At 31.2% G+C, this 26,783-nt stretch carries 17 protein-coding genes; all 17 read left to right on the forward strand.

Features of this window, described 5'->3' with window-relative positions; all coding sequences use genetic code 11:
* On the forward strand, positions 1–793 hold a 793-nt coding region (locus HNP65_RS02675; RefSeq protein WP_246348157.1), incomplete at its 5' end, for a flagellin.
* A gap of 221 nt (positions 794–1,014) precedes the next feature.
* Positions 1,015–1,989, forward strand: coding sequence for an NAD-dependent epimerase/dehydratase family protein (locus HNP65_RS02680; protein WP_184618825.1), 975 nt, complete (start codon positions 1,015–1,017; stop codon positions 1,987–1,989).
* 1 nt (position 1,990) lies between these two features.
* Positions 1,991–3,214 (forward strand): DegT/DnrJ/EryC1/StrS family aminotransferase, encoded by a 1,224-nt coding sequence (locus tag HNP65_RS02685; RefSeq protein WP_221236823.1) that lies wholly within the window; start codon positions 1,991–1,993, stop codon positions 3,212–3,214.
* Between the two features lie 75 nt (positions 3,215–3,289).
* Positions 3,290–4,180, forward strand: coding sequence for a methionyl-tRNA formyltransferase (locus tag HNP65_RS02690; RefSeq protein WP_184618827.1), 891 nt, complete (start codon positions 3,290–3,292; stop codon positions 4,178–4,180).
* 16 nt (positions 4,181–4,196) lie between these two features.
* Positions 4,197–5,582, forward strand: a complete 1,386-nt coding sequence (locus HNP65_RS02695) for a glycosyltransferase family protein (RefSeq protein ID WP_184618828.1) — start codon at positions 4,197–4,199, stop codon at positions 5,580–5,582.
* 1 nt (position 5,583) lies between these two features.
* The gene (asnB, locus tag HNP65_RS02700) at positions 5,584–7,446 is read left to right on the forward strand and encodes an asparagine synthase (glutamine-hydrolyzing) (protein WP_184618829.1); all 1,863 of its coding nucleotides are present in this window, start codon (positions 5,584–5,586) and stop codon (positions 7,444–7,446) included.
* Positions 7,447–7,731: 285 nt separating this feature from the next.
* Complete coding sequence (gene rplJ / locus HNP65_RS02705; protein ID WP_184618830.1) at positions 7,732–8,274, forward strand: 50S ribosomal protein L10; 543 nt, start codon at positions 7,732–7,734, stop codon at positions 8,272–8,274.
* Between the two features lie 24 nt (positions 8,275–8,298).
* Complete coding sequence (rplL, locus tag HNP65_RS02710; RefSeq protein ID WP_114703158.1) at positions 8,299–8,685, forward strand: 50S ribosomal protein L7/L12; 387 nt, start codon at positions 8,299–8,301, stop codon at positions 8,683–8,685.
* 134 nt (positions 8,686–8,819) lie between these two features.
* Complete coding sequence (gene rpoB / locus HNP65_RS02715) at positions 8,820–12,338, forward strand: DNA-directed RNA polymerase subunit beta (RefSeq protein ID WP_184618831.1); 3,519 nt, start codon at positions 8,820–8,822, stop codon at positions 12,336–12,338.
* A 19-nt stretch (positions 12,339–12,357) separates the two neighbouring features.
* Complete coding sequence (locus tag HNP65_RS02720) at positions 12,358–17,310, forward strand: DNA-directed RNA polymerase subunit beta' (protein ID WP_184618832.1); 4,953 nt, start codon at positions 12,358–12,360, stop codon at positions 17,308–17,310.
* A gap of 99 nt (positions 17,311–17,409) precedes the next feature.
* Positions 17,410–18,549, forward strand: coding sequence for an amidohydrolase (locus HNP65_RS02725; RefSeq protein ID WP_184618833.1), 1,140 nt, complete (start codon positions 17,410–17,412; stop codon positions 18,547–18,549).
* Between the two features lie 126 nt (positions 18,550–18,675).
* Positions 18,676–19,578, forward strand: a complete 903-nt coding sequence (locus HNP65_RS02730; protein ID WP_184618834.1) for a carbohydrate kinase family protein — start codon at positions 18,676–18,678, stop codon at positions 19,576–19,578.
* Positions 19,579–19,583: 5 nt separating this feature from the next.
* Positions 19,584–20,996 (forward strand): glycosyltransferase, encoded by a 1,413-nt coding sequence (locus tag HNP65_RS02735; RefSeq protein ID WP_184618835.1) that lies wholly within the window; start codon positions 19,584–19,586, stop codon positions 20,994–20,996.
* A 52-nt stretch (positions 20,997–21,048) separates the two neighbouring features.
* The gene (locus tag HNP65_RS02740; RefSeq protein WP_184618836.1) at positions 21,049–22,434 is read left to right on the forward strand and encodes a substrate-binding periplasmic protein; all 1,386 of its coding nucleotides are present in this window, start codon (positions 21,049–21,051) and stop codon (positions 22,432–22,434) included.
* Complete coding sequence (locus tag HNP65_RS02745; RefSeq protein WP_246348158.1) at positions 22,424–23,653, forward strand: sensor histidine kinase; 1,230 nt, start codon at positions 22,424–22,426, stop codon at positions 23,651–23,653. Before HNP65_RS02740 ends, HNP65_RS02745 begins: the two co-directional genes overlap by 11 nt.
* Positions 23,646–24,995, forward strand: a complete 1,350-nt coding sequence (locus HNP65_RS02750) for a response regulator (RefSeq protein ID WP_184618837.1) — start codon at positions 23,646–23,648, stop codon at positions 24,993–24,995. The genes HNP65_RS02745 and HNP65_RS02750 overlap by 8 nt, the downstream gene beginning before the upstream one ends.
* Positions 24,996–25,193: 198 nt before the next feature.
* Entirely contained in the window at positions 25,194–26,780 is a 1,587-nt protein-coding gene (locus tag HNP65_RS02755) for a hypothetical protein (protein WP_184618838.1), read from the forward strand.
* Positions 26,781–26,783 lie beyond the last annotated feature (3 nt).

Here is a 26,783-nt window from a genome sequence, read left to right on the forward strand (position 1 = left end):
AAGGACAACCGAATTTAACACCAAAAAGCTTCTTGATGGTAAACTCGAAAGCTTTAGGTCCGAAGTCGATGCTAAAGTCGTTACCGGCGGTAATATTAACTTAGAACTCAATACTCCTGTTAGTTCCGCTGCATCAGAGGGAACTTATATTATAGAAGTAGGTCAACTCAATGGTGCTGAAACTAGTGCATTAGATGTAAGGATTACACTCATAACAGCCGGTGGAACAAGCACTACTTCAGCAACCCTTGGAGCAGCTTCTGCTACTTTAGGAAATATAACTTTCAAATGGGATTCAACAGTGTTCGATATAGATGATTTTGGTGGGGCATTACCTAAAAATGAAGTCGTTGATAGTGCAGTTGTAAGAGTAGAAGCAGTAAACACATCAGCAAATCAATTAATCTTCCAAATTGGTTCAAACGAAGGACACAATATGATTGCAGGAATTGATGATATGAGTGCTGGTGCTCTTGGTATTACAACAACATCTCTCGATGTCACAACTCAAGATGCTGCAGAAAGATCAATCATGGTCATTGATGCAGCCATCCACAAAGTAAGTTCACAAAGAGCTGCTCTCGGTGCTGTACAAAACAGATTAGAACACACAATTTCCAACCTCGGTGTTGCAGCTGAAAACTTAACAGCAGCAGAAAGCCGTGTAAGAGATGCAGATATGGCAAAAGAAATGATGGAGTTTACCAAACAACAAATACTCCTCCAAAGCAGTATGGGAATGCTTGCTCAAGCAAATGCTCAACCTCAAAATGTATTGCAATTGTTAAGATAAAACATTATATTTTTAACAAACTTAAGTGGGCACACCGCCCACTTAAGTTTTTTTAGGATAAAAATAAAAAAGCAAAGAATTATAAAGTGCAATTTACAAAAATAAAATTATTTGTATCATAAATATCAATAACTATCAAATTCTTAAAAACTAAAAAAATCAAGTCATACAAAATAAATTTTGTCACTATTTTTTGAATTACTTACAATAGGAGGGATTTTATGTTTGAATTAAAAAACTCTAGAGTTTTAGTAATTGGTGGGGCAGGTTTTATAGGTTCTCATGTTGTAGAAGAATTATTAAAAGAAGACGTTAAAGAAGTCATTATTTACGATAATTTTGTAAGGGGAAAAATGAAAAATTTAAATGAAGCTTTAAAAGATCCTAGATGTAAAATATATGAATATGGTGGAGATATTAGAGATATTGATATTTTAAATTCAGCAATGAAAGGTATAGACTATGTTTTTCATTTAGCTGCTCTATGGTTATTACAATGCTATGATTTTCCAAGAGCTGCTTTTGAAACAAATATAGCTGGAACTTTCAACGTGATCGAAGCTTGTAAAAATAACAATATAAAAAAACTAGTTTTTTCATCATCTGCTTCAGTATATGGAAATGCATTAGAAATTCCAATGAAAGAAACTCATCCATTTAACAACGAAACTTTTTATGGTGCAACAAAAATTGCAGGTGAACAAATGTTACATGCTTTTCACAAGAGATATGGTTTAAATTATGTTGGGTTAAGATATATGAATGTTTATGGACCTAGACAAGATTATAACGGTGCTTATGTTTCAGTAATAATGAAAATACTTGATAAAATAGACGCTGGAGAACAACCTGAAGTTTATGGTGATGGTTCACAAACGTACGATTTCATACACGTTAGAGATGTTGCAAAAGCTAACATTGCAGCATTAAAAGCCAATGTTACAAGCGGTTTCTATAACATTGGTACAGGAAAAGGAACATCAATTAAAGATTTAGCTGAAATGTTAATTAAACTTACTAACTTTAAAGGTAAAATAAAATATGTTCCTCAAGGTAAAACATTTGTAACTCATAGAATTGGTTCAACAGAAAAGGCTGAAAAAGATTTAGGATTTAAAGCATCTGTTGAATTGGAAGAAGGCTTAAAAAGTTTAATTGAATGGAGAAAAAAAGATAAAAAAGAAAGGAAGATCTAAAGTGAAAATTCCTATTACTAAACCTTATTTTTCAGAAGATGAATATAATGAAATTAAAGAAGCTTTAGATAGTGGATGGTTAGTTCAAGGACCAAAGGTAAAAAAATTCGAAGAATTATTTTCAAAATACACGGGTGTCAAGTATGCAAAAGCTACTTCTTCATGTACTACAGCTTTGCATCTAGGATTAACTGTATTAGGAGTAGAAAAAGGTCAAGACGTAATAGTTCCTTCTTTTACATATGTTGCTACTCCAAATTCTGTAGAATATACAAAAGCCACCCCTATTTTTTGTGACATAGATTTAAGAACTTATAACTTAGATCCAAAAAAAGTAAAAGAGATTATAGAAAAAAATTATATTTTTAAAAATAACAATCTTGTAAATAAAAAAACGGGAAATATATTAACTACAATTTTAACTGTTCATCAATTTGGACTAGCTTCGGATATAATAGAATTAAACAAGATAGCAACTAAATACAATTTAAAAATTTTAGAAGATGGCGCATGTGCTGTAGGAGCAAGGATTAATAATGTACATGTTGGAAATTTCGGTAACATGTGTGCCTTTAGTTTTCATCCCAGAAAATCTATTACAACCGGTGAAGGCGGAATGATAGTGACTAATAATCTTAAGGAAGCAGAATTAATAGAGGCTTTACGATCCCATGGTGCAACATTATCTGATTTACAAAGACATTTAAAAAAAGGGTATTTGCTACCTGAATTCAATTTGTTAGGTTATAATTATAGGATGACAGATATTCAAGGAGCAATAGGAATTCATCAAATGAAAAAACTAGATTTAATATTAAACAGAAAAAAAGAAATAGCAAAAATATATCTTGAAGAACTAAAAGATCTTAAAGGGTTTGTTTTACCATTTGTTCCAAAAAATTACGAACATGGCTGGCAATCATTTGTATGTAGAATTGATAATGACGTATTAAACATAAGTATCGAAAAAGCCAGCGAAAAAAGAAATAAATTAATGAGCGAATTAGAAGATTTAGGTATTGCAACACGGCAAGGCACTCATGCGTCACACACATTAGGTTACTATAAAAATAAATACAAATTAAATGATTATGACTGTATTAACTCTTATAAAGCCGATAAATTAACTATATCTCTACCAATGTATTTTGAAATGACAGAATATGAATTAAGTTATGTAATAACTAATTTAAAAAAAGTGTGGAAAAAAATATTTAGTTTTTAATTTTTTTAATCACGTGAAACTCTTCTGAATTTTTCAGTTTATGAACTAGAAAAAATTCGAGGGATGAGGTGAAAAATGAAAAAAATATTATTTATTGGCAGTAAAGAGATTGGAGAAAAAACACTTAAATTAATAGCTAATAAATTACCAGAAAGCCTTTGTGGAATAGTAACAATTAATGATGAAATTGATATGAGAAGTAGAAAAAACAACATAATAAAAATCGGACAAAATTTAAAAATTCCCGTATTTATAGGAGATAATCATGAAATAGAAAAAATAATAAATTTAAAAAAACCTGATTTAGCTTTAGTAGTCGGATGGTATAAAATAATCCCAGAACATATATTAAAAATGGTCCCAATGGGATTTTTTGGTTTACATCACTCCCTTTTACCAAAATATAGAGGTGGCTCTCCATTAGTTTGGGCAGTTATTAATGATGAAAAAGTCGTAGGAACAACACTATTTAAACTAGCAAATGGTATTGATAATGGGCTAATATTTGATCAAAAAAAGATAGAAATAAATGAAAAAGACTATATATCAGATATTATAGAAAAAATTAGCGCTCTTGATCTTGAAATAATAGAAAAATTTATTTTTTCAATAAAAAACAACTTAGATTTAAATCTTAAACTTCAAAAAGAGGAAGATGCTACATATTGTTTACAAAGAAAACCCGAAGACGGAAAAATTAATTGGAACTGGCCAATCAAGAAATGCTATAATTTTATTAGAGCACAATCAAAACCCTATCCTGGTGCATTTACTTATTTCGAAAATTCCAAAATTATAATTTGGAAAGCTTCCATGACCAACACAATTTTCTATGGAAAACCAGGAACTATCGTAAATTTTAATGGAAAGTTAGGAGTAATTACAGGCGATCAGAAGTTAATGTTATTAGAAAACATAGAAAATTTAGGAAATGACAAGATAAAACCTTTTAAAAATTTCTACTAATCAGCAGGTGATAGTTATGATTTCTGTTCTTCACTGCCCAGTTGTAATTGCTAACAATTCAGTTGTTATATCTAAATATTTACAAAAATTAGGAGTTAACTCAAAAGTCATTTCATACTTTAAAACTTGGTTAGATTTTAAGGGCGATATCAATCTAAATTTAGATAAATATCCCCTCCCCGAAAGAAATAAAATCGTAAAAAAATTCTTTTCTGAAAATATAGATTTTTTTAAAAAGTTTGATATTATTCATTATCATTTTTTTGATACGTTAACATTTGGAACCTCTTTTGGAGGATGGAATGCATACCCTGAAAAAAATCCGTACTGGGAATTAGAATATTTCAAAAACTTAGGAAAGAAAATTGTTGTAAGCTCATGGGGATCTGATGTAAGAAACAATTCAAAGTTTGTATACTATCAACTTAAATTTGAAGGAGAAAAAAATTTACCTTATCCACCTTTAAATACTTATAATCAGTATTTTAAAATATGGGAATTTTCAAAATATAGTGATGCAATTGTTCATGGAGATAGTGAACAGTTAAAGCATACCCCTTATGGAATTATGATACCTATTCCCTTTGATCCAGAAAGTTATCAAATCACAGAATATAATAATAACTTTAGCATAATTCACGCTCCTTCAAATAAATTTATTAAAGGTTCAAAATATGTACTAAAAGTATTTGATAAACTAAAACTAAAATATCCTAAAATAGAATTTAAACTTATTACAAATTTAAAACATGAAGAGGCCAAAAAAATATACTCTGGAAAGGGAATTGCCATTGATCAAATCAATTTTTCCATAGGATTGTTTTCTTTAGAAAGTTTGTATTTTGGAAGGGAAGTTATCTCTACTGTTCATGAATCAGAATTTATAAATGGTGATCCAAAATTATTCGCACCAATCCATTCTGTCTTTTCTGAAAAAGAATTGGAAGAAAAAATTGAATATCTAATCAATAATTATTCATCAACTATTAATGAAAAGAGAAAATACGTAATCGAAAACTTTTCAGCCGACAAGATTGCTAAGTTATATAAAGATTTATATCAAGTTCTATTGGATAACGAAAAAATACCTTTTATATTTAATCAAAAATGGTTATCTGAATTTGATTCTGTCATCAAAAATAAATCATTTGCAAGTAATTATTATTCTAAAATAACTGATATATTACTTGAAAAGAAAGATTACGAAAGACTAGATTTTGAAATATCAAATGGAATTAATCTTGGAGATAATATTGAACTTATTGCAAAAAAAATATTTTCATTAAGGCTCAGAAACAAGTTTGAAGAAGCTAACAAACTTGAAAAAGCCAATGAAAAAGTGGTAAATACCGAAAAATACAAAACAATTTATTCTAAATTATCTAAATCGTTGGTGAAATAATATGTGTGGAATAGTTGGTGCTTTCCTTAACGAAAATAATTCGGTTTCACCTCAAGACATTAAAAGAATGACAAACGCTATTGTTCACAGAGGTCCTGATGATTATGGAATATATACTCATAAAAACGTTGGGCTTGGACATAGAAGGTTGTCTATTCTTGACCTTTCATATCACGGTCATCAACCAATGATATCTAAAGATGGAAGATATGTTATTACTTATAATGGCGAGATATATAATTATTTGGAATTAAAAAGTGAATTACAATCAAAAGGATACATATTTTACTCTAATACGGATACTGAAGTAGTATTAAACGGATTTATAGAATATAACATCAAAATAATAGACAAATTAAACGGTATGTTTGCTTTTGCAATATATGATAGAAATGATAACATACTTTACTTAGCTAGAGATAGATATGGAATTAAACCATTATACTATAAATTAGATAATGCAAAATTATTATTTGCCTCTGAAATAAAAGCTTTATTTCAGTGGAATTTTATCAAAAAAGAAATTGATCTACTTGCCCTTGATGAATACATGTCTTTTCAAAATATTTTTACAGATAGAACTTTATATGAAGGCATAAAAATATTAAAGCCTGGGCATTATGCAATAGTTAAATCCAGAAAAAATGAAATAGTTTTTGAACAATATAAGTATTGGGATTTTAATTTACACGATGAACTACAAATTTCAGAAGATGAAGCTATAGAAGAATTAGAAAGATTGTTCATTCAAGCTGTAAAAAGACAATTAATAAGTGATGTACCTTTGGGATCATACTTAAGTGGTGGCATGGATTCTGGATCCATTGTAGCAATAGCTTCAAGAAGTTTAAAAAGATTAAAAACATTTACATGTGGCTATGATATGACTTCCGTTGCTGGCTTTGAAGCTGGTTTTGACGAAAGACAGTATGCTGAAATGATATCTAATACATATAAAACAGAACAATATGAAGTTGTCTTACACGAAGGAGATCTATATGAAGTTATTGATGATCTGGTATATCATTTAGATTACCCAAGACTGGGAATGTCTTATTCGAATTACTATATCGCAAATCTAGCTTCTAAATTTGTGAAAGTTGTTTTAAGTGGTGCTGGTGGAGATGAATTATTTGCAGGTTATCCTTGGAGATACTACCATGCTCTTGGAAAAAAAAGTAAAAATGAGTTTATAGATTCTTACTATAATTATTGGCAAAGACTTGTAAAAGACGATGAAAAAAACTTATTATACACTGATGAAATAAAGAAAAAGATTCCAAAGTATAATGCTTATGAAGCTTTTAAATATGTTTTTAAAGAATATGATTTTCCTATAAAAACAAACAAAGATCTCATAAATGCATCGCTATATTTTGAATTAAAAACATTCTTGCATGGACTTTTAATTATTGAAGATAAAATAAGTATGGCACATTCACTAGAAACTAGAGTTCCATTTCTGGATAATGATTTAGTTGATTTTGCAACAAAAATTCCATTAGAATACAAACTAAAAAATTATGAAGAATATCAGAAAATAGACGAAAATGAAATAAAGAAAAAAGACAAATATTTTGAGACAAATATCGGGAAAAATATTCTACGAAAAGTTATGAAAAAATTTATTCCTAACGAAATAATAGAAAGAAAAAAACAAGGTTTTAGCTCTCCTGATGCTTCTTGGTACAGAGCAAAAGGAAAAGATTACCTAATAAAATTTTTAAACAAACCTAACAATACAGAATTTTATAATTATATCAATAAAGATTTTGTAATAAAAACAATAGATAAACATTTTTCTGGCCAAAATAAAAGATTACTATTATGGTCATTTTTAAATTTAAGCAGATTAAAATTGTAAATTAAATCCAAATAGTTCTAAAATAACTTGTAAAATTGATTTTCCTTAAATACTAGTAAATTAATTTCAAATTCTAAAGTTCTCCCCAACAAAACTATTTACACATTGTTTACATAACATAAACTTGTAAAATTACAAATGTATGGTAAAATTTAGTCGATGCTGAAGACGGCAGGTTAAATAAAGGCGTATGCCGCCTGCCCGAGGCAGAATGGGAAATATTATTTTCCCATTTGTTGTTGCCTCGGAAAACCGAGGTTTATTTTTTTGTAGGAGGTGGAGAAATTGCTGACTAGAGCACAAAAGGAACAATTAGTTAAAGAATTATCAGAAGTTTTAAAAAATTCATCTTTAATTCTTTTCTCTGACTACAAAGGACTTAACGTTGCACAGATTACAGACCTCAGAAAAAAACTTAGAGAAAAACTTGCTGATGGTGCAAGATATAGAGTAATAAAAAATAGTGTCGCATATCTTGCACTAAAAGAGGCAGGTTACAACGTAGAAGAAATCGAAGATGTTTTTGCTGGTCCACTTGCAATTCTTTACGTTGAAGATGGAGATCCAATAGAAGCAATAAAAGTTATCTACGATTTCTCCAAAGAAATGAAAGGAATTCCTTCATTCAAAGGTCTTTACCTTGACGGCAAATTCTTTAGCGCTGATGAAGTTGAAAACCTATCCAAGCTTCCATCCAAAGAACAACTTCTTGCTATGGTTGTCAGTGGTGTACAAGGACCTATCAGAGGGCTTGTCAACGTACTATCTGGTACACTCAAGAGCTTACTTTATGCTCTTAATGCTATTAAAGATAAAAAATCAGAATAATTTTATTTTAGGAGGTGTATACGTATGACATTAGAAGAAATCGTTAGCGCAATTGAACAATTAACAGTAGCAGAACTTGCAGAACTCGTAAAAATGTTAGAAGACAAATTTGGAGTAAGTGCATCCGCACCAGTTATGGCAATGCCAATGGCAGGAGCAGCAGCAGGTGGTGCTGCAGCAGCAGAAGAAAAAACAGAATTTGATGTAGTTCTCAAGAGCTTCGGTGCAAAGAAAATTGAAGTTATCAAAGTCGTAAGAGAAATTACAGGACTTGGACTTAAAGAAGCAAAAGATCTCGTAGAAAAAGCAGGAACACCAGATGCTGTTGTAAAACAAGGCGCAGCAAAAGAAGAAGCAGAAGAAATCAAGAAAAAATTGGAAGCAGCTGGCGCAGAAGTAGAGCTTAAATAATAGTAACATAAGTTTCTAAAAAGAAAAGATTTTGTATCAACCCCGTACACAGTGTTGTGTATGGGGTTTTTTTGTGTTTTAATATATAATTGGTGTAATATTCCCCCCTAAATTTTTCTAACTGAGGTGATAGGATGAAAGAGATTAAAAGTGGAAAAAGGACCCGTTTTTCTTTTGGAAGGGTCCAGGCACCTATCCCAGTTCCCAACCTCGTGGAAATTCAAACAAAATCTTACCAGGATTTCCTCGAGAATGGGATACTAAAAGTACTTAAAAAGTTCTCCCCTATAACATCTTCCAAATCAGATTTGAGAAAGGAAAAGGGATTCTCCCTTGAGTTTGTTTCTGTACGTGTTGGTGAACCACAAAATACTGTTCAAGAATGTAAAGAAAGGCTTTTAACTTACACAGTTCCAGTATATACAACAGTTCGTATTACAGATAACAGCACAAATGAAATGATAGAAGAAGAAGCTTTCTTGGGGTACTTACCTTACATGACTCCAAGAACAACTTTCATAATTAACGGTGCTGAAAGAGTTGTCGTTAACCAGCTAGTAAGAAGCCCTGGTATATATTTTGTGGAAGAACCAAGAAAAACAAGTGGAACTCGTCCAATCTATGTTGCTCATTTCTTGCCAGTAAGGGGAGCATGGCTTGAAATATTGTTAAACCTTAACGATGAAGTATTTTATGCAAGAATTGACAGAAAAAGAAGAGTAAATCTTTTCTTACTGCTCAAGGCACTAGGATATAGTGATGATTTAAAACTATTATCACTCTTCCCACAATGGATTGATGTCGATGACGAATACACATTAATGCATTCTGAAGGCCTCATCGTACTTGAAGATGTTAAAACAAAAAGTGGTGAATTAATAGCAAAACGCGGTGATGTTATAACTCAAGGATTAATTGAAAAACTTGCAAATTCTGAAATTGAAAAGATTAAAGTAGCTCACAGATATGCTGTAAATACTTTAGAAAAACTTAAACACACTTATGGAGATGACGTAGAAGAAAACAGAGCATATATTGAAATCTTTAGAAAATTAAGACCTGGTGAACTCCCAAGGATAAATGCTGCAAAAATATTCTTAAATAATCTTTACTTTAACGAAGAAAGATTCGAACTTTCTGAAGTTGGTCGTTTCAAAATGAATAACAGACTCGAAGAAGCATATAGAAAATACTTGATTGATGTAGAAGGAAAGTCACCTGAAGAAGTAGAAGGAGTAAAATATACAGAAAATTCCAATGTTTTAACCCCAATGGATATTGTTCTTGCATCAAGAAATTTAATTGAAATAGATAAACATCCAGGAACAATGGATACAAAAGACCACCTTGGAAACAAAAGGGTTAGAACCGTTGGAGAACTTATTAGAATTGAATTTGAAAGGGCATTTTCAAAAGCCGTTTTCATGATCCAAGAAAAACTTGCCACATATACTTCTCTTGATAAAATATCAGTCCAGAGCCTCATTAATGTTAGATCAATTATCGCAACTATAAATTCATTCTTTGCAACAAACCCTCTTTCACAATTTATGGATCAGACAAACCCTCTTGCAGAACTTACACACAAGAGAAGGCTTACAGCAGTTGGTCCTGGTGGATTAAAAAGAGAACGTGCAAGATTTGAAGTTCGTGATGTTCACCACTCACACTATGGAAGAATGTGTCCAATTGAAACACCTGAAGGTGCAAATATAGGTCTTATCACATCACTTTCAGTATATTCAACAATTGATAAATATGGATTTTTGATAACACCTTATGTAAAGGTAGTAAAAGGAAAAGTAACAGACGAAATTGTTTACCTTACAGCAGATGAAGAAGAAAATTACAAAATAGCTCCATCAACAACTCCCGTCGATGAAGAAGGAAACATCATACCCGAAAATGTTACAGTAAGATATGAGGAAAAAGTCTTGTACGTTAGTAAATATGATGTTCAATTTTTAGATGTTGCACCAAACCAAATTGTCAGTGTCTCTACATCACTAATTCCATTCTTGGAACACGATGATGCTAACAGGGCTCTCATGGGTTCAAACATGCAAAGGCAAGGTGTTCCACTAATAGAAACAGAAGCTCCAAGGGTTGGAACAGGAATGGAATGGGAAGCTGCAAAATACTCCGGTACACTTGTCTTAGCAAAACACGATGGTATTGTTAAAAAAGTAGATGCTAATAAAATAATAATTCATAGAATAGATGAAACTGGAAAAGAAATGTATGATTCAATGGGAAATCCAGTTCTTGATACATACGAACTACTTAAATTTACAAGAACAAACCAAGATACATGTATAAATCAGAGACCTATTGTTAATGTAGGAGAAGTTGTTAAAAAAGACGATCCAATAGCAGATGGTCCTGCAACAGATATGGGAGAACTTGCTTTAGGTAAAAACGTCCTTGTTGCATTTGTACCTTGGGAAGGTTATAACTTTGAAGATGCTATTCTTATAAGTGAAGAACTTCTTGAAAAAGAAACTTATACTTCAGTTCACATAGAAGTTTATGAAACAACGGCACGAGATACAAGACTTGGTCCTGAAGAAATTACACCAGATATACCAAATGTAAGTAAAGAAAAACTAAGAAACCTGGATGAAGATGGAATTATAAGAATTGGAGCATATGTACAAGAAACAGATATATTGGTTGGTAAGGTTACACCAAAGAGTGAAAGTGATACAACCCCAGAAGAAAAAATCATTAGATCAGTCTTTGGTGAAAAAGGTAAAGAAGTAAAAGATTCATCACTAAGAGTTCCACACGGTATTGAAGGAAGAGTCATTGCAGTGCACGTATTTGATAAGGAAAAAGACGGGGACCTTGGACCAGGAGTCAATAAATTAATAAGGGTTTATGTTGCAATAAGAAAGCCACTTGAAGTTGGAGATAAACTTGCAGGAAGACACGGTAACAAAGGTGTTGTATCAAAGATACTCCCAAAAGAAGACATGCCATTTTTACCAGACGGAACTCCTGTTCAAGTTGTATTAAGTCCACTAGGTGTTCCATCTCGTATGAACGTAGGTCAAATTCTTGAAACAAGTTTGGGATGGCTTGCAATGCTTACAAATAAATGGTTTGCAACACCTGTATTTGATGGTGCAAAAGAAAAAGACATTCTCCCTGAACTTTATAAAGCAAGAAAGAAACTTGGACTTGAAGTTGGAGATGATGAAAACAATCCAACTGGAAAAGTTACTTTAAGAGATGGTAGAACGGGTCTTGAGTTTGATCACCCAATACTTGTCGGTTATATGTACGTAATGAAACTAATTCACATAGCAAGAGATAAAATACATGCTAGATCAACTGGACCTTACTCATTAATTCACCAACAACCATTGGGTGGTAAGGCACAATTTGGTGGTCAAAGGTTTGGAGAAATGGAAGTTTGGGCGCTTGAAGCATATGGTGCCGCACATACATTGAATGAAATGCTTACAGTAAAGAGTGACGATATAATGGGAAGAAATGAAGTTTACAAGGCAATAATGAAAGGTAAAAACATTCCTGAGCCTGGTCTTCCAGAAAGTTTCAAAGTGCTTGTAAGAGAATTAAGAGGAATCGCACTAGACGTCAGAGTATATGACAGTGAAGGAAACGAAATAGACATCGAAAAGTTATAATGCCCCATAAGGAGGGAAAATGATGGGTTCAACTTTTAAGAGAAAAATTGCAAAAGTTACTGTCAAAGTTGCCTCACCCGAGGTAATTAGAAGCTGGTCAAGCGGTGAGGTAAAAAAACCTGAAACCATCAACTACAGAACATTCAAACCTGAAAAAGATGGTCTTTTCTGTGAAAAAATATTCGGTCCTACAAAGGACTACGAATGTGCTTGTGGAAAATATAAAGGCAAAAAATATGAAGGAACAGTTTGTGAAAGATGTGGAGTAAGGGTAGAGTCTAAGGAAGCTAGAAGAAGAAGAATGGGGCATATAGACTTAGTTGCACCCGTTGTACATGTTTGGTATCTAAAAAGCAGCCCAAGTATTTTATCTTCTCTTCTTGGAATACCTGCAAAGGAACTTGAAAACGTTGTTTACTATGGTGGAAAAAGAATCATTGAAAAAATATTGATTGTTACTGATCCAAAAAATACAGACTTTATAAAAGGTTCACAATTATACCAAACAGAATATGAAATATACAGTCAAAAATTAGATTTTGAAGTAGTTCCAGGAGTTATAATTAAATCTCCTTCAACTCCTGTTACTTCTTCCATTTCAGGTGAAGTAAAAATTAGACATGAGAAAACTCATACAGATAGAGAAATAACTTGGGTAGATGTAAGAAAAATATCAAGAGCAGAGCATAGACTATACACCGGAATGATTTTAAATGTTAAAAATGGCGATAAAGTAAATCAAGGTGATGAAATAGTCTCAGAAATGCAGATTGATCCAATATATGCTCCATTCGATGGAACAGTTGAAATAGATGAAATATCAGAATCAATTACCGTTAGGCCACTTTCAACAAGCAAAGATATTCCTGTTACATTTTCTTTACCATATGGAGTTAAACCTACCGTTTCAAACGGTGCAAAGGTAAAGAAAGGTGACCAATTAACAAATGGAACAGTACTTCCAGCAGTTGTAGCATCTGTAAGTGGTACTATAAGCTTTGGTAAAGATCTCAATGTAAGGCCAAGAGAAGATGGAAAATATGAAGTGCTCAAAAATGGAACTTTATACGTAGAAAATGTTGTAGAAGAAAAACATTATCCACTATTTGAAGGTGCATTGGTATATGTAGAAGACGGTCAAGAAATTAATGAAGGTGATGTAATTGCCGATAGATTCTTATTTGAAGATGAATATCTAACAATTGACGAATTTAAAATATTTGAGGAACATTACCCTGCAATGTTCACTGCAGAATCAGAAGTTGAAAATGACAGACCAATCGTTGTTATCACAAAAATTGACGATGAAGTATCAGTTGAAACAGGCTTAAAAATTGGTGATATTATTACCGATGATCAATATTGGGCATATAGAGTTCTCTATGGAGAAAAGATTGAAGCAGATTCAGGTGCTGCCGCAATTAAAAAATTACTTCAAAACTTGGATCTTGAAAAACTAAAAGCAGAAATTGAAGCAGAACTCAAAAAAGTTTCAAAAAGCAGCGGTAGAGCTAAAAAATTACTAAGAAGATTAAAAATAGTTAAGGATCTTCTAAAAAGTGAAACAAAACCAGAATGGATGGTTCTTGAGGCAATACCTGTTGTTCCACCTGATATAAGACCAATGATACAGGTTGAAGGTGGAAGATTTGCAACGACCGACCTTAACGACCTTTATAGGCGCGTTATTAACAGAAACAACAGGCTTAAAAAACTATATGAAATGAATTCACCAGAGATAATAATAAAGAATGAAAAGAGAATGCTCCAAGAAGCAGTTGACAGCTTAATATACAACGGAAGAATGGGTAAAGCAGTCACGGATAGAAATGGAAGACCATTAAAATCATTAACCGACCTATTAAAAGGGAAAAAGGGAAGGTTTAGAAGAAACCTACTTGGTAAACGTGTGGATTACTCCGGTCGTGCAGTTATTGTTGTTGGTCCTCACCTTAAAATACACGAATGTGGTCTTCCAAAGAAAATGGCTATGGAATTATTCAAGCCATTTGTTCTTGCAGAGCTTTTGAATAAAGACGATGAAACAAGCAAAACTGCAAGAAAGATGAAAAAGGCAATAATTGAAAAAGAATTGCCACAAGCATATGAAGTACTTGAAGAAATAATTAAAGGACACCCAGTTCTTTTAAACAGAGCTCCAACATTGCACAGAATGTCGCTTCAAGCATTTGAACCAAGACTTATTGAAGGTAATGCAATACAACTTCACCCATTAGTCTGTCCTCCATTTAATGCGGACTTTGACGGTGACCAAATGGCAGTTCACGTACCACTTTCTGCTGCAGCGCAAGCTGAAGCAAAGTTCTTAATGCTTTCAAGATACAATATAATATCACCTGCACATGGAAAGCCAATATCCATGCCAGGTAAAGATATAGTTGCAGGTGTTTACTATTTAACAATGGTAGACAAAAACTTTGATAACGTAAAGGAAAAAGATATAAAATGGAAATTCTCTTCAATAGAAGAGGCAGGACTTGCATATGAATTTGGATATATAACACTTCATGATCCAATCCTTGTAAAAGTTGATGATAAAGTAATTAAAACCACATACGGAAGATTAATCTTTGCAAGTATAGTTCCAGACGAATTTAAAGATTACAACAAAACATATGGTAAAGGTGCAATTAAAGACCTAGTTTACAATACATTCAAAAAATACGGTGTCGACAGAACAGCCGACCTTCTTGACGACATAAAAGATCTTGGATTCCACTATGCTACGATCTCAGGATTAACTGTAAGTATTACAGACTTTTATATCTCTCCTGAAAGGGAGAAAATTATTGAACAAGCAAAAGCAAAAGTTAGTGAAATAGAAGAATTATTTGCAGAAGGGTTCCTATCTGACGAAGAAAGATACAGAGAAACTATTAAAATATGGGCTGATGCAACCGAAAAAGTTCAAGATGCAACATTTGAATACATAGGAAAAGATCCATTTAACCCAATCTATATAATGGTTGATTCCGGTGCTAGAGGTAATAAAGACCAACTAAAACAACTTGCAGGTATGCGTGGTCTAATGGCTGATCCTTCTGGAAGAACTATTGAAATCCCAATTATTTCAAACTTTAGAGAAGGATTATCAGTGCTTGAATTCTTTATCAGTACACATGGTGCAAGAAAAGGTTCGGCAGATACTGCACTTAGAACAAGCTCTGCAGGATATCTTACAAGAAGACTTGTAGACGTTGCACAATCTGTAGTTGTTACAACAACCGACTGTGGAACACACAACGGTGTTAGAGCAACTGTCCTAAAGAGCAGCGATGGTTTAACTGTTGAAAAACTTGAAGACTTCTTATTCGGTAGAGTTCTTGCAAAAGATGTATTTGATCCAAAAACAAATAATGTTCTTGTAAATCCAGAAACGGGCAAACAATACACAAGAGATACAATGATCGATGATGATGATGCCAAGTTCTTAGGAAATTATTCTGTAAGAATTCCAGTAGTAACTGAAGGCGAAATTGATCTAAGCAGTCCTGAACTTCCAGAAAACTATTGTGAACTCGCAGAAGATTTTGTATATGACGATGTACACTATGAAGTTGGAACAGAAGTAAACTGGGATATAATTAGAAAAGCAACATCTGCAGGACTTTCAAAGTTGAAAGTAAAGATATATCCAGTCGTTGGAAAAGTATCAGTTGAGACAGTATTAAGCAGTAAAGATTCCAAACAACTTGTTGTTGATGAAGAATTAATAGAAGTTACAACCGCAAAAATCCTTGAAGAAAATAATGTTGAATCAGTACAAGTAAGACCAGAAATCATAGTTAGATCAGTTCTTACTTGTGAAGCAGAGCACGGCGTATGTTCAAAATGTTACGGTATGGATCTTTCAAATCACCAGATTGTTGGTGTTGGTGAATCAGTTGGTGTTGTTGCTGCACAATCAATCGGTGAACCAGGTACGCAGCTAACAATGAGAACATTCCACACAGGTGGTATCGCAACAACAGCAGATATTACACAAGGTCTTCCAAGAGCTGAAGAATTATTTGAAGCAAGAAAGAAACTTAAAGAACCTGAAGGCGTCTTTTCAAGAGTAAAAGGATATGTAAAAGATATAGTTGAAGACGAAACTGGTCAAAAGAAAGTTTATATAGAAGATGAAGCTGGTGACATTCACGAATACGAAATTCCGATTAAAGTTAAAGTTGCGGTTAATAAGGGACAAAAGGTACTTCCAGGGCAATCCCTATCAACTGGAGCAATTAGACCAAGAAAGATTCTTGAAACACTTGATGTTGATGCTACTGCATTGTACCTGTTAAAGGAAATCAAGAAAGTTTACGTAGAACAAGGTGTTGATATTCACGATAAACACTTTGAAATTATAATAAAACAGATGCTTGATAAAGTTGAAGTAGTAGATCCAGGTGATACAGATTATCTACCTGGTGATTTGGTAAGACTTGAAACGGTAAAAAGGATTAATAAAGAAATTCTAGAATCTAACGTACAAGTTGATTCAAACAGAAAACGTGTTATAGGAAAAGAATTACATCATCATCTGATCGCAGAAGATGAAAATGGACAAATAGTAGAAATTGCAAAAGAAGGTGAAGAGGTAACAGAAGAAATTTTAGAAAAAGCTATAAAACTTGGAATTAAAGACCTAATAGTGAAAAACGGTGAGGGAGAAATTGTTACATATCAAATTCTTCCAAAAGAACCAATTAAATACAGAAGAAGATTGCTCAGAATTACCAAGGCATCACTTGAACGTGTTGGTTGGTTAAGTGCAGCAAGTTTCCAACAAACACCACAAGTTCTTACCGAAGCAGCTATTGAAGGAGCAGAAGATCTATTACTTGGTTTAAAAGAAAACGTCATTGTCGGACAATTGATACCAGCAGGAACAGGTCTTGATATGTTTGCAAACATTCAAATAGAAGAAACTCCAAGACTTGCGCAAGAAAAAGAAAAAATGGCTTAATAACCAATAATAGAGATAACCCCCCTCAAAAATTGAGGGGGGTTATTTGTTTGAAATGCGAACTATATGTTATAATTTACTTTACAGGGGGTGAATGGTATGATATTGATAAAAAACGGAACAATTTATCCAATTACAAGAAGTCCATTTAAAGGAGATATTTTAATTGAAAATGGACAAATTAAAAAAATTGGAGAAAACATCGAAGAAAAAGGAACAGAGGTTATTGATGCAACTGGTAAATACATCTTCCCAGGGTTTATTGATGCACACTCACATATAGGTGTTTTTGAAGAAGGAGTAGGTGAATTTTATTACCAAGACGGAAACGAATATTCAAATCCACTTACACCTCATGTAAGAGCATTAGATGCATTTTATCCTGGTGATAAGGCAATAAAGAGGGCTTTGTCCGGCGGTGTAACAACTGTAATGGTTGTACCAGGCAGTGCAAATCCAATTGGTGGACAGGGATTTATTCTCAAATTCAAATCCGATATTGTTGATGAAATGGTTATAAGGCAACCAGCAGGGCTTAAAATGGCCTTTGGGGAAAACCCAAAGAGAGTTTATGGTTCTCAAAACAAAACACCAATGACAAGGCTTGGAGTTGCAGCAGTTATTAGAGAATATTTTACCAAGGTAAAAGATTATATGAGAAGAAGACAAGAAGATCCAAAAACTCCAATTGATTTTACTCTCGAGATTGGCGTAAAAGTTTTAAAGAAGGAAATTCCAGCTAGATGTCATGCTCATAGAACTGACGATATTGTTACAGCCATAAGGATTGCCGAAGAATTTAATTTTGACTTAGTTATTGAGCACGCAACAGAAGGCTATAAAATAGCTGATTTTCTAAAGAAAAAGAAAATCCCCGTTGTTTTGGGTCCATTATTTGGTTTTAGAACAAAGCTTGAATTAACAGATATGACATACGAGGCAATTAAAATTATTAATGAAAAAGGAATTCTGGCAGCTTTAATGTGTGATCACCCAGTAATACACCTTGAACATGCTAATATTCAAGCTGCAACAGCATTAAGATATGGTGCAAAAGAAGAAGATCTATTAAAAATGCTTACAATAAATCCTGCTAAGATATTAAAAATTGACGATAGAGTAGGCTCAATCGAAGAAGGAAAAGATGCAGATATAGTTATCTGGAACACACATCCATTTGACTTTAAAGCTAAAGCAGAAAAGGTATTTATTGAAGGAAAATTAGTATACAGCGACTAAACAGTTAAAAATAACTTTAAAATCAGCAGCCTTTTTAGGCTGCTGATTTTTTATGTCACTGATTTAAAAAAGAAATACGGTTTTGTTGTATAATAATATTAATATATAAATATAGGAGGAACAAAAATGATATTGTTTGTTGGCGAATTACTTGCAGACATGATTGCTGAAGAATCATTTGACACAGCCGAGTACTTTGAAATGAAAGTTGGAGGATCTCCAGGTAATATAGCCTCTTATCTATCCCAATTAGGAGTTACAACACGAATATTATCTAGAGTTGGAAACGATATTATCGGAAAAAGGATTATAAATAAACTAAGACAAAAAGGTGTAGATACCAGCTACATTCAAATAGATAAAGAATACGGAACAACTCTTGTTTTCGTTCAAAAAACAAAAGATACCCCAGATTTTTTTGTTTTAAGAGGTGCAGATAGATTTATTAATCTACCTGATAATGATATATTTAATGGAATTAAAATACTCCATTTAAGTTGTTGGACTATTTCATACGATGACTTATTTAAAAAAATAGTTTCAATTTTAGACGAGGCTATTAAAAATAGAATCTTAATCGGTTTTGATCCAAATTGCAGGGATAAAATCTTCAAATGTGGAAAAGTAGATAAAGAAAAAGTAAAATTTATTTTGAAACATACTAACTTTTGCAAGCCCTCGCTCGATGATGGCGTAGCTATATTTGGCGAAAAAGATTATTCTCTTGAAGATACCATAAAATATTACATAGATAAATTTCATGACTTAGGCGTTAAAAATATAGCATTAACTGCAGGAAAACATGGGGCATATATTTTTGATGGAAAAGATGTAATACATATTCCAAGTAATGCAAAAAAAGTTGTTGATGCAACTGGTGCAGGTGATGGTTTCTGGGCTGGCTTGTACTACGGAATATTAAATGGAAAGAATTTTGTAGAGTCTTGTAAAATGGGGAGTAAAGTTTCAGTTCATATTCTTAAGTTTGTTGGTGCTGATGTAGAGTTAAATAATAAAATATGGGAGTGATGTCGATGAAAAAAATTGCTTTTTTCAATCCTCAAGGAAATTTCGATAAAAATGATAGTCATTTAACTGAACATCCAGACTTTGGAGGGCAACTAGTATACGTTAAAGAACTTGCAAAAGCAATAGTTTCAAAAGGAATACAAGTTGATATTATAACAAGACAAATAATAGATGAAAAATGGCCTGAATTTTCGGAGCCCTTTGATTATTATCCAGATTCTCCTAATTTAAGAATAGTTAGAATACCATTTGGTGGAAAAAAGTTCTTAAATAAAGAAAATCTTTGGAACCATCTTCCCAAATATGTAGAGGGAATTTACGGCCTCTACAAAAAAGAAGGAAGTTTTCCAGATTTTGTTACAACCCATTATGGTGATGGAGGAATAAGTGGTGTTTTGTTTTTAGAAAAAACAGACATTCCATTTTCCTTTACTGGGCATTCGCTAGGTGCATGGAAACTTGAAAAAATGCTAAATGAAGGATTTTCTCAAGAAGAACTTGAAAGAAAATTTAAATTCTCTGTAAGAATACTTGCAGAAAATCTTGCGATAAAATACTCATCTTTTGTTGTTTGTAGTACTTCTCATGAAAGATATGTGCAATATTCACATAAAATGTACAACGCTGATCCATACAGTAATAAATTTAAAATAATTCCTCCTGGAATTAACTCCAAAATATTTAATCCCAAACCTCAAAAAGATGATAAAATAATAGAAAATTATTTAAACAATGTACTTTCAAGTGCTCCAAAAGAAAGACAAAAACTACCATTTATAATTTTATCTAGCAGGATCGATAGAAAGAAAAATCATATAGCAGTTGTCCGCGCATTTTTAAAAAATAAAAATTTAAAAGAAAATGCAAATTTAATTATTGTAGTAAGAGCAATAGATGATGTCATTAAATTTGCAAATGAAAAAGATAGCGAAGAATCAGAAATCTTAAGAGAAATAATTAATGAAGGTAAAAAAGAAATCGGAAATAGTATATTTTTCTTGAATATTTCCAATCAAAAAAGTCTTGCTTCTTTATATAGAGTCGCTGCAAAACGCAATTCGGTTTTTACCTTACCATCGCACTATGAACCATTCGGGCTAGCTATTATAGAAGCAGCCGCTTGTGGATTAATCGTTGCAGCAACAAAATATGGCGGTCCCGTTGAAATTTTATCTGATAATAAGGAACTACTATTTGACCCTGAAAACATTGATGATATTGCAAACAAATTGTATATTGCCTTAACTAAATACAACACTTCACAATTGATTGAATTATCTAGAAAATATACATGGGAAAGTACTGCAAATAAATATCTTGAAAATATTGATAAAGTTTTGAAAAATTCACTAGAAATTAACAAAAAACAACTCCAAGACGATATCAGGAAATTTATTTCTTATTTTAATATAAAATAAAACGCTTTTTCTATTTTTTAAAAAGTGGTATAATTAATATGAGGTGAATAATATGAAAAAATTAATATTCTTATTCTTCATTATAATATATAATATGGTCTATTTTTCTTTAACGTTATATACTTATCCACAAGATAACGTAAAGTTTTTTGATGAAAAAGGACAATTGACTGGTATATCTCACAAATTTGTCGAAATTTTGAACGAAAGATTAAAAAAATACAACATCAAAATTAAATACAAATCAACCTACCCTAAAAATCTCTCCGAAATCCTCTCTGCCCTTGAAAAAGATGAAATTCAAACATTCATAGGTCTTGCAAAAAACGAAGAAAGACTAAAAAAATTTAAATTCACAAATTATCCACTTTGGAGTGTACGCCTTGCTTTGCTTTCAAAGAAAAAAAATATCAATTTGTCAAACTTTAAGAGAAAAAAAATCGGTGTCATTACTAATTCAAAAACAGCTAAACTATCAAAAATGTATTTTAAGGATGCAACATTCATAGAATTTAATAACATATCAAAAGCAATTGAAAATCTTTTAAACAATAAAATCGATTTCGTATCATACAATTCATTCATACTTGAATATTATCAAAAACTATATCAAGACAATTTAAAATTTATAAATATTAAAACTGAGAAATATAGACAATATATTGCTTTCTCAAAAAATGTTGATGGCAAAGTTATCGAGATCTTTGACAACGTTTTAAAAGAACTATTTAATACTAATGACTTTGAAAAATTATTTGATAACTATTATGGAATAATTCCCGGAAATATAGTTGAACTTGCATCTATACAATGGCCTCCATACGAATACTACGAAAACGGAAAATGGTACGGAATAGATTATGAAATACTAAACATTGCTTTAAAAGAACTTGGATTAAAACTTGTTACTTATCTATATCCATGGAGTAGGTGTATTCAACTAGCAAAATCTAAGGCTACAGATATTTTGTTATCTTTAAGAAAGACTAAAGTTCGAGAACAGTATCTCTTTTTTTCAAGTATACCTATTAGTTACGGAAAAGATGTATATTTTTTTCTAAAAGGCAACCCATATAGGAATATTGCTGGATACATAAAAGGTTATGCATATCCTAAAGAGTTTTTCAAATCACCTTACAAAAAAGTACCTGTAGATTCGGACGAGCGAGGTATGATTCTTCTTTCACAAAAAAGGATTGATTTATTTATAACAAACCTTTATGTGGGGCTATTTTATGCGAATAAGTACAAAATTGATGTTGAGTACTCAAAGACAATTAAAGAACAAGAATATTATGTTGGTTTTTCAAAAACGTATTTTGGTAAGTTTTTATCTGAGCAAATTACAAAATTATTAGAAAGATTTAGAAAAGATGAAACATATAAAAAAGTTTATGAAAAGTACAATATACCATGGGAGGAATTAAATGTTAAATAAAAAAATTATTTATTTTTTAATAATCCTATTTTCGTTTATATCTTTCTTCATATATCTATCTTACTGGCAAAAAGACATCTCACAAAAAGTTGAAGTTTATTCAAGTGGTATTAAATACCCTCTATGGCTGTTAGATAATGATGGCTTAGATATGTTGTCAAATATAATTCTAAAAGATAAGGAATTTTGCCACATAGAGATATTTGATCAAAACGGTAATTTACTTTTAGAAAAGGGGAAAAAGAAAATATTTTCGATAAGATATTCTAAAACTGCCTTCTTTGAAGGTATAATTATTGGCTCTATATATTTTGATGTTTCTCTTACTAGAGTTATATCTACATTCTTATATATCTTCCTTATAACTCAATCTTTCATGATTATAGCATTTTTGTATTTTAAAAACGTTGAAAAGACAAAAAAATTATTTGAATTAAACGAAGAATTATCTGAATCAAATGAAGAACTTGAGCAAACTATTAGAGAACTTGAACAAACTCAAGAATCCCTAATTATTTCAGAAAAAATGGCAGCTCTTGGAAAGTTAATGTTAAGTATCGCACATGATATAAATACACCTATAGGAATAATTTTTACAGCATCAACTGAAATTGAAAACATTTTAGAAAATAATAAAACTGACAAAGAAACTTTAAAACGACTTTCAAAGATAATAATCAAAAACTCTCAAAAAATAGCAGAGATCATAAGATCACTTAAAAAAACTGCCATTCATGAAGTATCAGATAACTTTTCAAAATTTAATATTAAAGAGCTGGTAGAAGATATTGTTGACACCTTATCTTTCAATTTGAAAAAAAATAATATAAAAACAATAATTGATGTCGATAATAAAAATGTGTTTTCAAATCCTGGAGCCATAGCACAAATTCTGATGAACTTAATTAACAATATAGTTGACCATGCATTCAAAGGTGAAAAGAGTGAAAAGATAATCTCAATAACTGCCGAAGTAAATAAAAAACACCTTAAGATAATAGTTAGTGACAATGGTGTTGGAATTGATGAAAAAATCCAAAGAAAAATTTTTGATCCTTTCTTTACAACCGACAAAGAAAAAGGAACTGGACTTGGTTTAAGTATAGTTCATCAATTGGTTGTTAAATTACTAAAAGGGCATATTGAAGTAAAAAGTGCTAAAGGAAAAGGAACCAAATTTATAATTATAATTCCTTTGAAGGAGGAAAACAATGAATAATTGGAAAATTCTAATAGTTGATGATGAACCAGACGTTCATACATTAACATCTATAATACTTAAAGATATTGAATTTGAAGGAAAAAAAGTAGAAACAATTAGCGCATATTCCCTAGATCAAGCAAAAGAAATATTAAAAAACAAAAAAGATATTGCACTTGCAATTGTAGATATTGTAATGGAAAATAAAGATGATGGGTTTAAACTCATACAATTCATAAGGGAAGAGGTAAAAAATCAGCTTATGAGAATAGTTGTTAGAACTGGCCAACCTGGAGTTGCTCCACCAAGAGATATAATACTAAAATATGATATCAATGACTATAGAGAAAAAAGCGAATTTTCAAGTAATGCCCTTTTTACACTCGTAATTTCAAAATTGAGAGAGTATTCAGATCTTCTAGAACTATATAATCAAAGAGAAATATTAGAAGAATTTGCAAACATAAATTTTCACAATTTAGATGATTTAAATCTATTTTTTGAAAAAATAAAAAACATCTTGTCTACGAATATAAATATTGAATATTTTGAATTAGAATCTTCAGAAAATGAAGACAAATGTGACATTATCGACAAAACTCTATGGAAATCAAACAGCGAAGTTGAAATATGTATAAAGGCAGAAAAAGAAAAAAGATTAAAATATACAATTAAATTTGACAATCAACTAAGTAATGCATACAAAAACATATTAAACTTAACTTTATCAAAGCAAATCTTAAACATTGAAAACAATATCCTCTCTAAAGAACTTATTGATAACCTGTACCAAATTATATATATACTTTCTGAAACAACAGAGACAAGATCATTTGAAACTGGAGAACATGTAAAACGTGTAGGATTAATAACTAAAATTATAGCAAGTGAATTGGGATTTAAAAACCAAAAACTTGAGTTTATATCAACAGCGGCAATGTTACATGATATTGGAAAAATTGGAATACCTGATGCTATATTAAATAAACCTACAAAACTCGAAGATGATGAATGGGAAATTATGAAACAGCATACAATTATAGGGTACAAAATTTTAAGCACAGTTGACAACCCACTATTCAAAATGGCAGCCAACATTGCCCTTTGTCACCATGAAAACTGGGATGGAAGTGGTTATCCAAAAGGATTAAAAGGCGAAGAAATACCACTCGAAGCCCGGATTGTTGCACTTGTAGATGTATATGATGCTCTATCTACAGATAGAGTATATAGAAAAGCTTGGCCAGAAGAAAAGGTTTTAAAATATATAAAAGAATTCAACAAAAAGAAATTTGATCCAAAAATTGTAGAAATTTTCTTTAATAAATACAACAAAATAAAAAATTTCTATAAAAGCTAACTCAAAAATGATTACTTGCTATTCTTCGTCAAAATTTTTCCTACCAGTTATTTATCTATAGTAATTTAACATATATTAAATATTTATGTTACTAATAAGAAATAAGAATTATTTGTAAATTTGATACATTTTTGTTATAATCATTTTGTAGGTAAATAATATTAAAAGTTTACCTGATCATTTTATGGGGGTGGTATTATGAAAATTTTTAAGAGTTTTTGGATAGTATTGATCATATTTTTTGTATTTATTTTTGGTTGTGTAAATACAAATCCTATCGATCTTGGACCTTCTGAAATAAGTGATACAGGAAACGATCCTGAATCGCCGGCATACGCAATTGATATTGTAACAGACGATGATTTTGTAGATTTAATAAACCAAATTGCTAGCACATCTAATGGGGAAAACACAACTTCATCAAAAAATTCAAAAGATCTTTTAAAAACACCTATTCCATTAACTGAAAATGTTTCATATAAAAATGAATATGATCAACTAATTAAAATTTTCGATGCAATATCAAGTAAAGAAAAATTGATCAACAAGATGAAACAATTTAGAAAAGCTGTGAACAATCTGCTAAAGTATGAAAACAGGTATGAATACTATGCTGAAGTTACGGGAAACGCTAAAAATAAGTTAGAAACTACTTTAAGACAACTAAAAGACTTAGATTCAAGTGCTTCAAGTACAAATTTATACATCGATTTTAGAGATGTCATGGTATTAAATTTACTCATTGAACCATTTATATTTGTTCATGATAATCATGATAAACTTGTAAAAATTATAAGAGATTCATCAGAAAACAACATTGAGCCAATTATTCGAGAGGAATTTACAAATTTAGTTAGCACCTTTGAAGCTTCCTATTCTAATATAGATTTCTCCTATTTTTCAAACCCAACATTTTTAAACGATCTCAAAAATACTCTGGACAAAATCTCGGACATTTCTGAAGATAAAAATTATCTTGACCTAAATGACATTTTTGTTCCTGAGGCTTTTGTACTCAATTGGGTTGATGATGCTATTAATCTCTCGGATCTACTTATAAAAACAATTGTTGAAATTAATGAATATGAAATTAGAAAAACAGATGAAAATGGTTTTAGAAAAGATGGAAAAACTACAATTTGGACCTTTGGAGAAAATAAAGCAGATAATATATCAATTACACTTGAATGGTACAACACTCCTTTAATTGAAGAAGATATTCCAAAAGGTGCAAGTATAACTTTGAATGATAAAGAAGTTAACACTTCTACAACAGCAATAGATGTTCTTAAAATTTTAGATTCGGCTTTACCAGATAACACCTTAACTTTAAATATTAACTTTGCAACTCCAATAAACTTAGAAAGTACCGCAACCATCAACTACTCATTGAAACTTGATTTTGAAAAATTAAATACTTCAGCACTCGACTTAAAAAATTGTAATTTAAAGATTAATGATGGAATACTAGATATACTTAATGTTGCTTCAATAACAGAACTTACAATGGCTATAAATACTCAAAATGTCGACATACTTAATAGCTATTTAACCTTTATTAGCAAGAATCTTGAATTTGTCTCATTTAGTTATGATTCTGATTCTAATACAACCACTATTAATTTTGAATATAATCTAGAAAATGGTGCTGTTATAGAAACTTTAGACATTAAATTTGAAGGTATTACTATATACGAGTTAATAAATATGTCACTTTCTTTTCAAAATAACAATAGCTACCTAAATCCTCAAAGTTTATTACTTCTAAAAAAAATAAATCACTAAAAA

Source organism: Thermosipho japonicus (genome assembly GCF_014201655.1).
GTDB lineage: Bacteria > Thermotogota > Thermotogae > Thermotogales > Fervidobacteriaceae > Thermosipho > Thermosipho japonicus.

Bases quoted from the DNA above. Each gene is read 5' to 3' on its own strand.
- HNP65_RS02730 (WP_184618834.1), top strand. From the start codon at position 18,676: ATGATATTGTTTGTTGGCGAATTACTTGCAGACATGATTGCTGAAGAA.
- HNP65_RS02725 (WP_184618833.1), top strand. From the start codon at position 17,410: ATGATATTGATAAAAAACGGAACAATTTATCCAATTACAAGAAGTCCA.
- HNP65_RS02745 (WP_246348158.1), top strand. From the start codon at position 22,424: ATGTTAAATAAAAAAATTATTTATTTTTTAATAATCCTATTTTCGTTT.
- HNP65_RS02755 (WP_184618838.1), top strand. From the start codon at position 25,194: ATGAAAATTTTTAAGAGTTTTTGGATAGTATTGATCATATTTTTTGTA.
- rpoB (WP_184618831.1), top strand. From the start codon at position 8,820: ATGAAAGAGATTAAAAGTGGAAAAAGGACCCGTTTTTCTTTTGGAAGG.
- HNP65_RS02735 (WP_184618835.1), top strand. From the start codon at position 19,584: ATGAAAAAAATTGCTTTTTTCAATCCTCAAGGAAATTTCGATAAAAAT.
- HNP65_RS02740 (WP_184618836.1), top strand. From the start codon at position 21,049: ATGAAAAAATTAATATTCTTATTCTTCATTATAATATATAATATGGTC.
- HNP65_RS02695 (WP_184618828.1), top strand. From the start codon at position 4,197: ATGATTTCTGTTCTTCACTGCCCAGTTGTAATTGCTAACAATTCAGTT.
- HNP65_RS02750 (WP_184618837.1), top strand. From the start codon at position 23,646: ATGAATAATTGGAAAATTCTAATAGTTGATGATGAACCAGACGTTCAT.
- asnB (WP_184618829.1), top strand. From the start codon at position 5,584: ATGTGTGGAATAGTTGGTGCTTTCCTTAACGAAAATAATTCGGTTTCA.
- HNP65_RS02690 (WP_184618827.1), top strand. From the start codon at position 3,290: ATGAAAAAAATATTATTTATTGGCAGTAAAGAGATTGGAGAAAAAACA.
- HNP65_RS02720 (WP_184618832.1), top strand. From the start codon at position 12,358: ATGATGGGTTCAACTTTTAAGAGAAAAATTGCAAAAGTTACTGTCAAA.
- rplL (WP_114703158.1), top strand. From the start codon at position 8,299: ATGACATTAGAAGAAATCGTTAGCGCAATTGAACAATTAACAGTAGCA.
- HNP65_RS02680 (WP_184618825.1), top strand. From the start codon at position 1,015: ATGTTTGAATTAAAAAACTCTAGAGTTTTAGTAATTGGTGGGGCAGGT.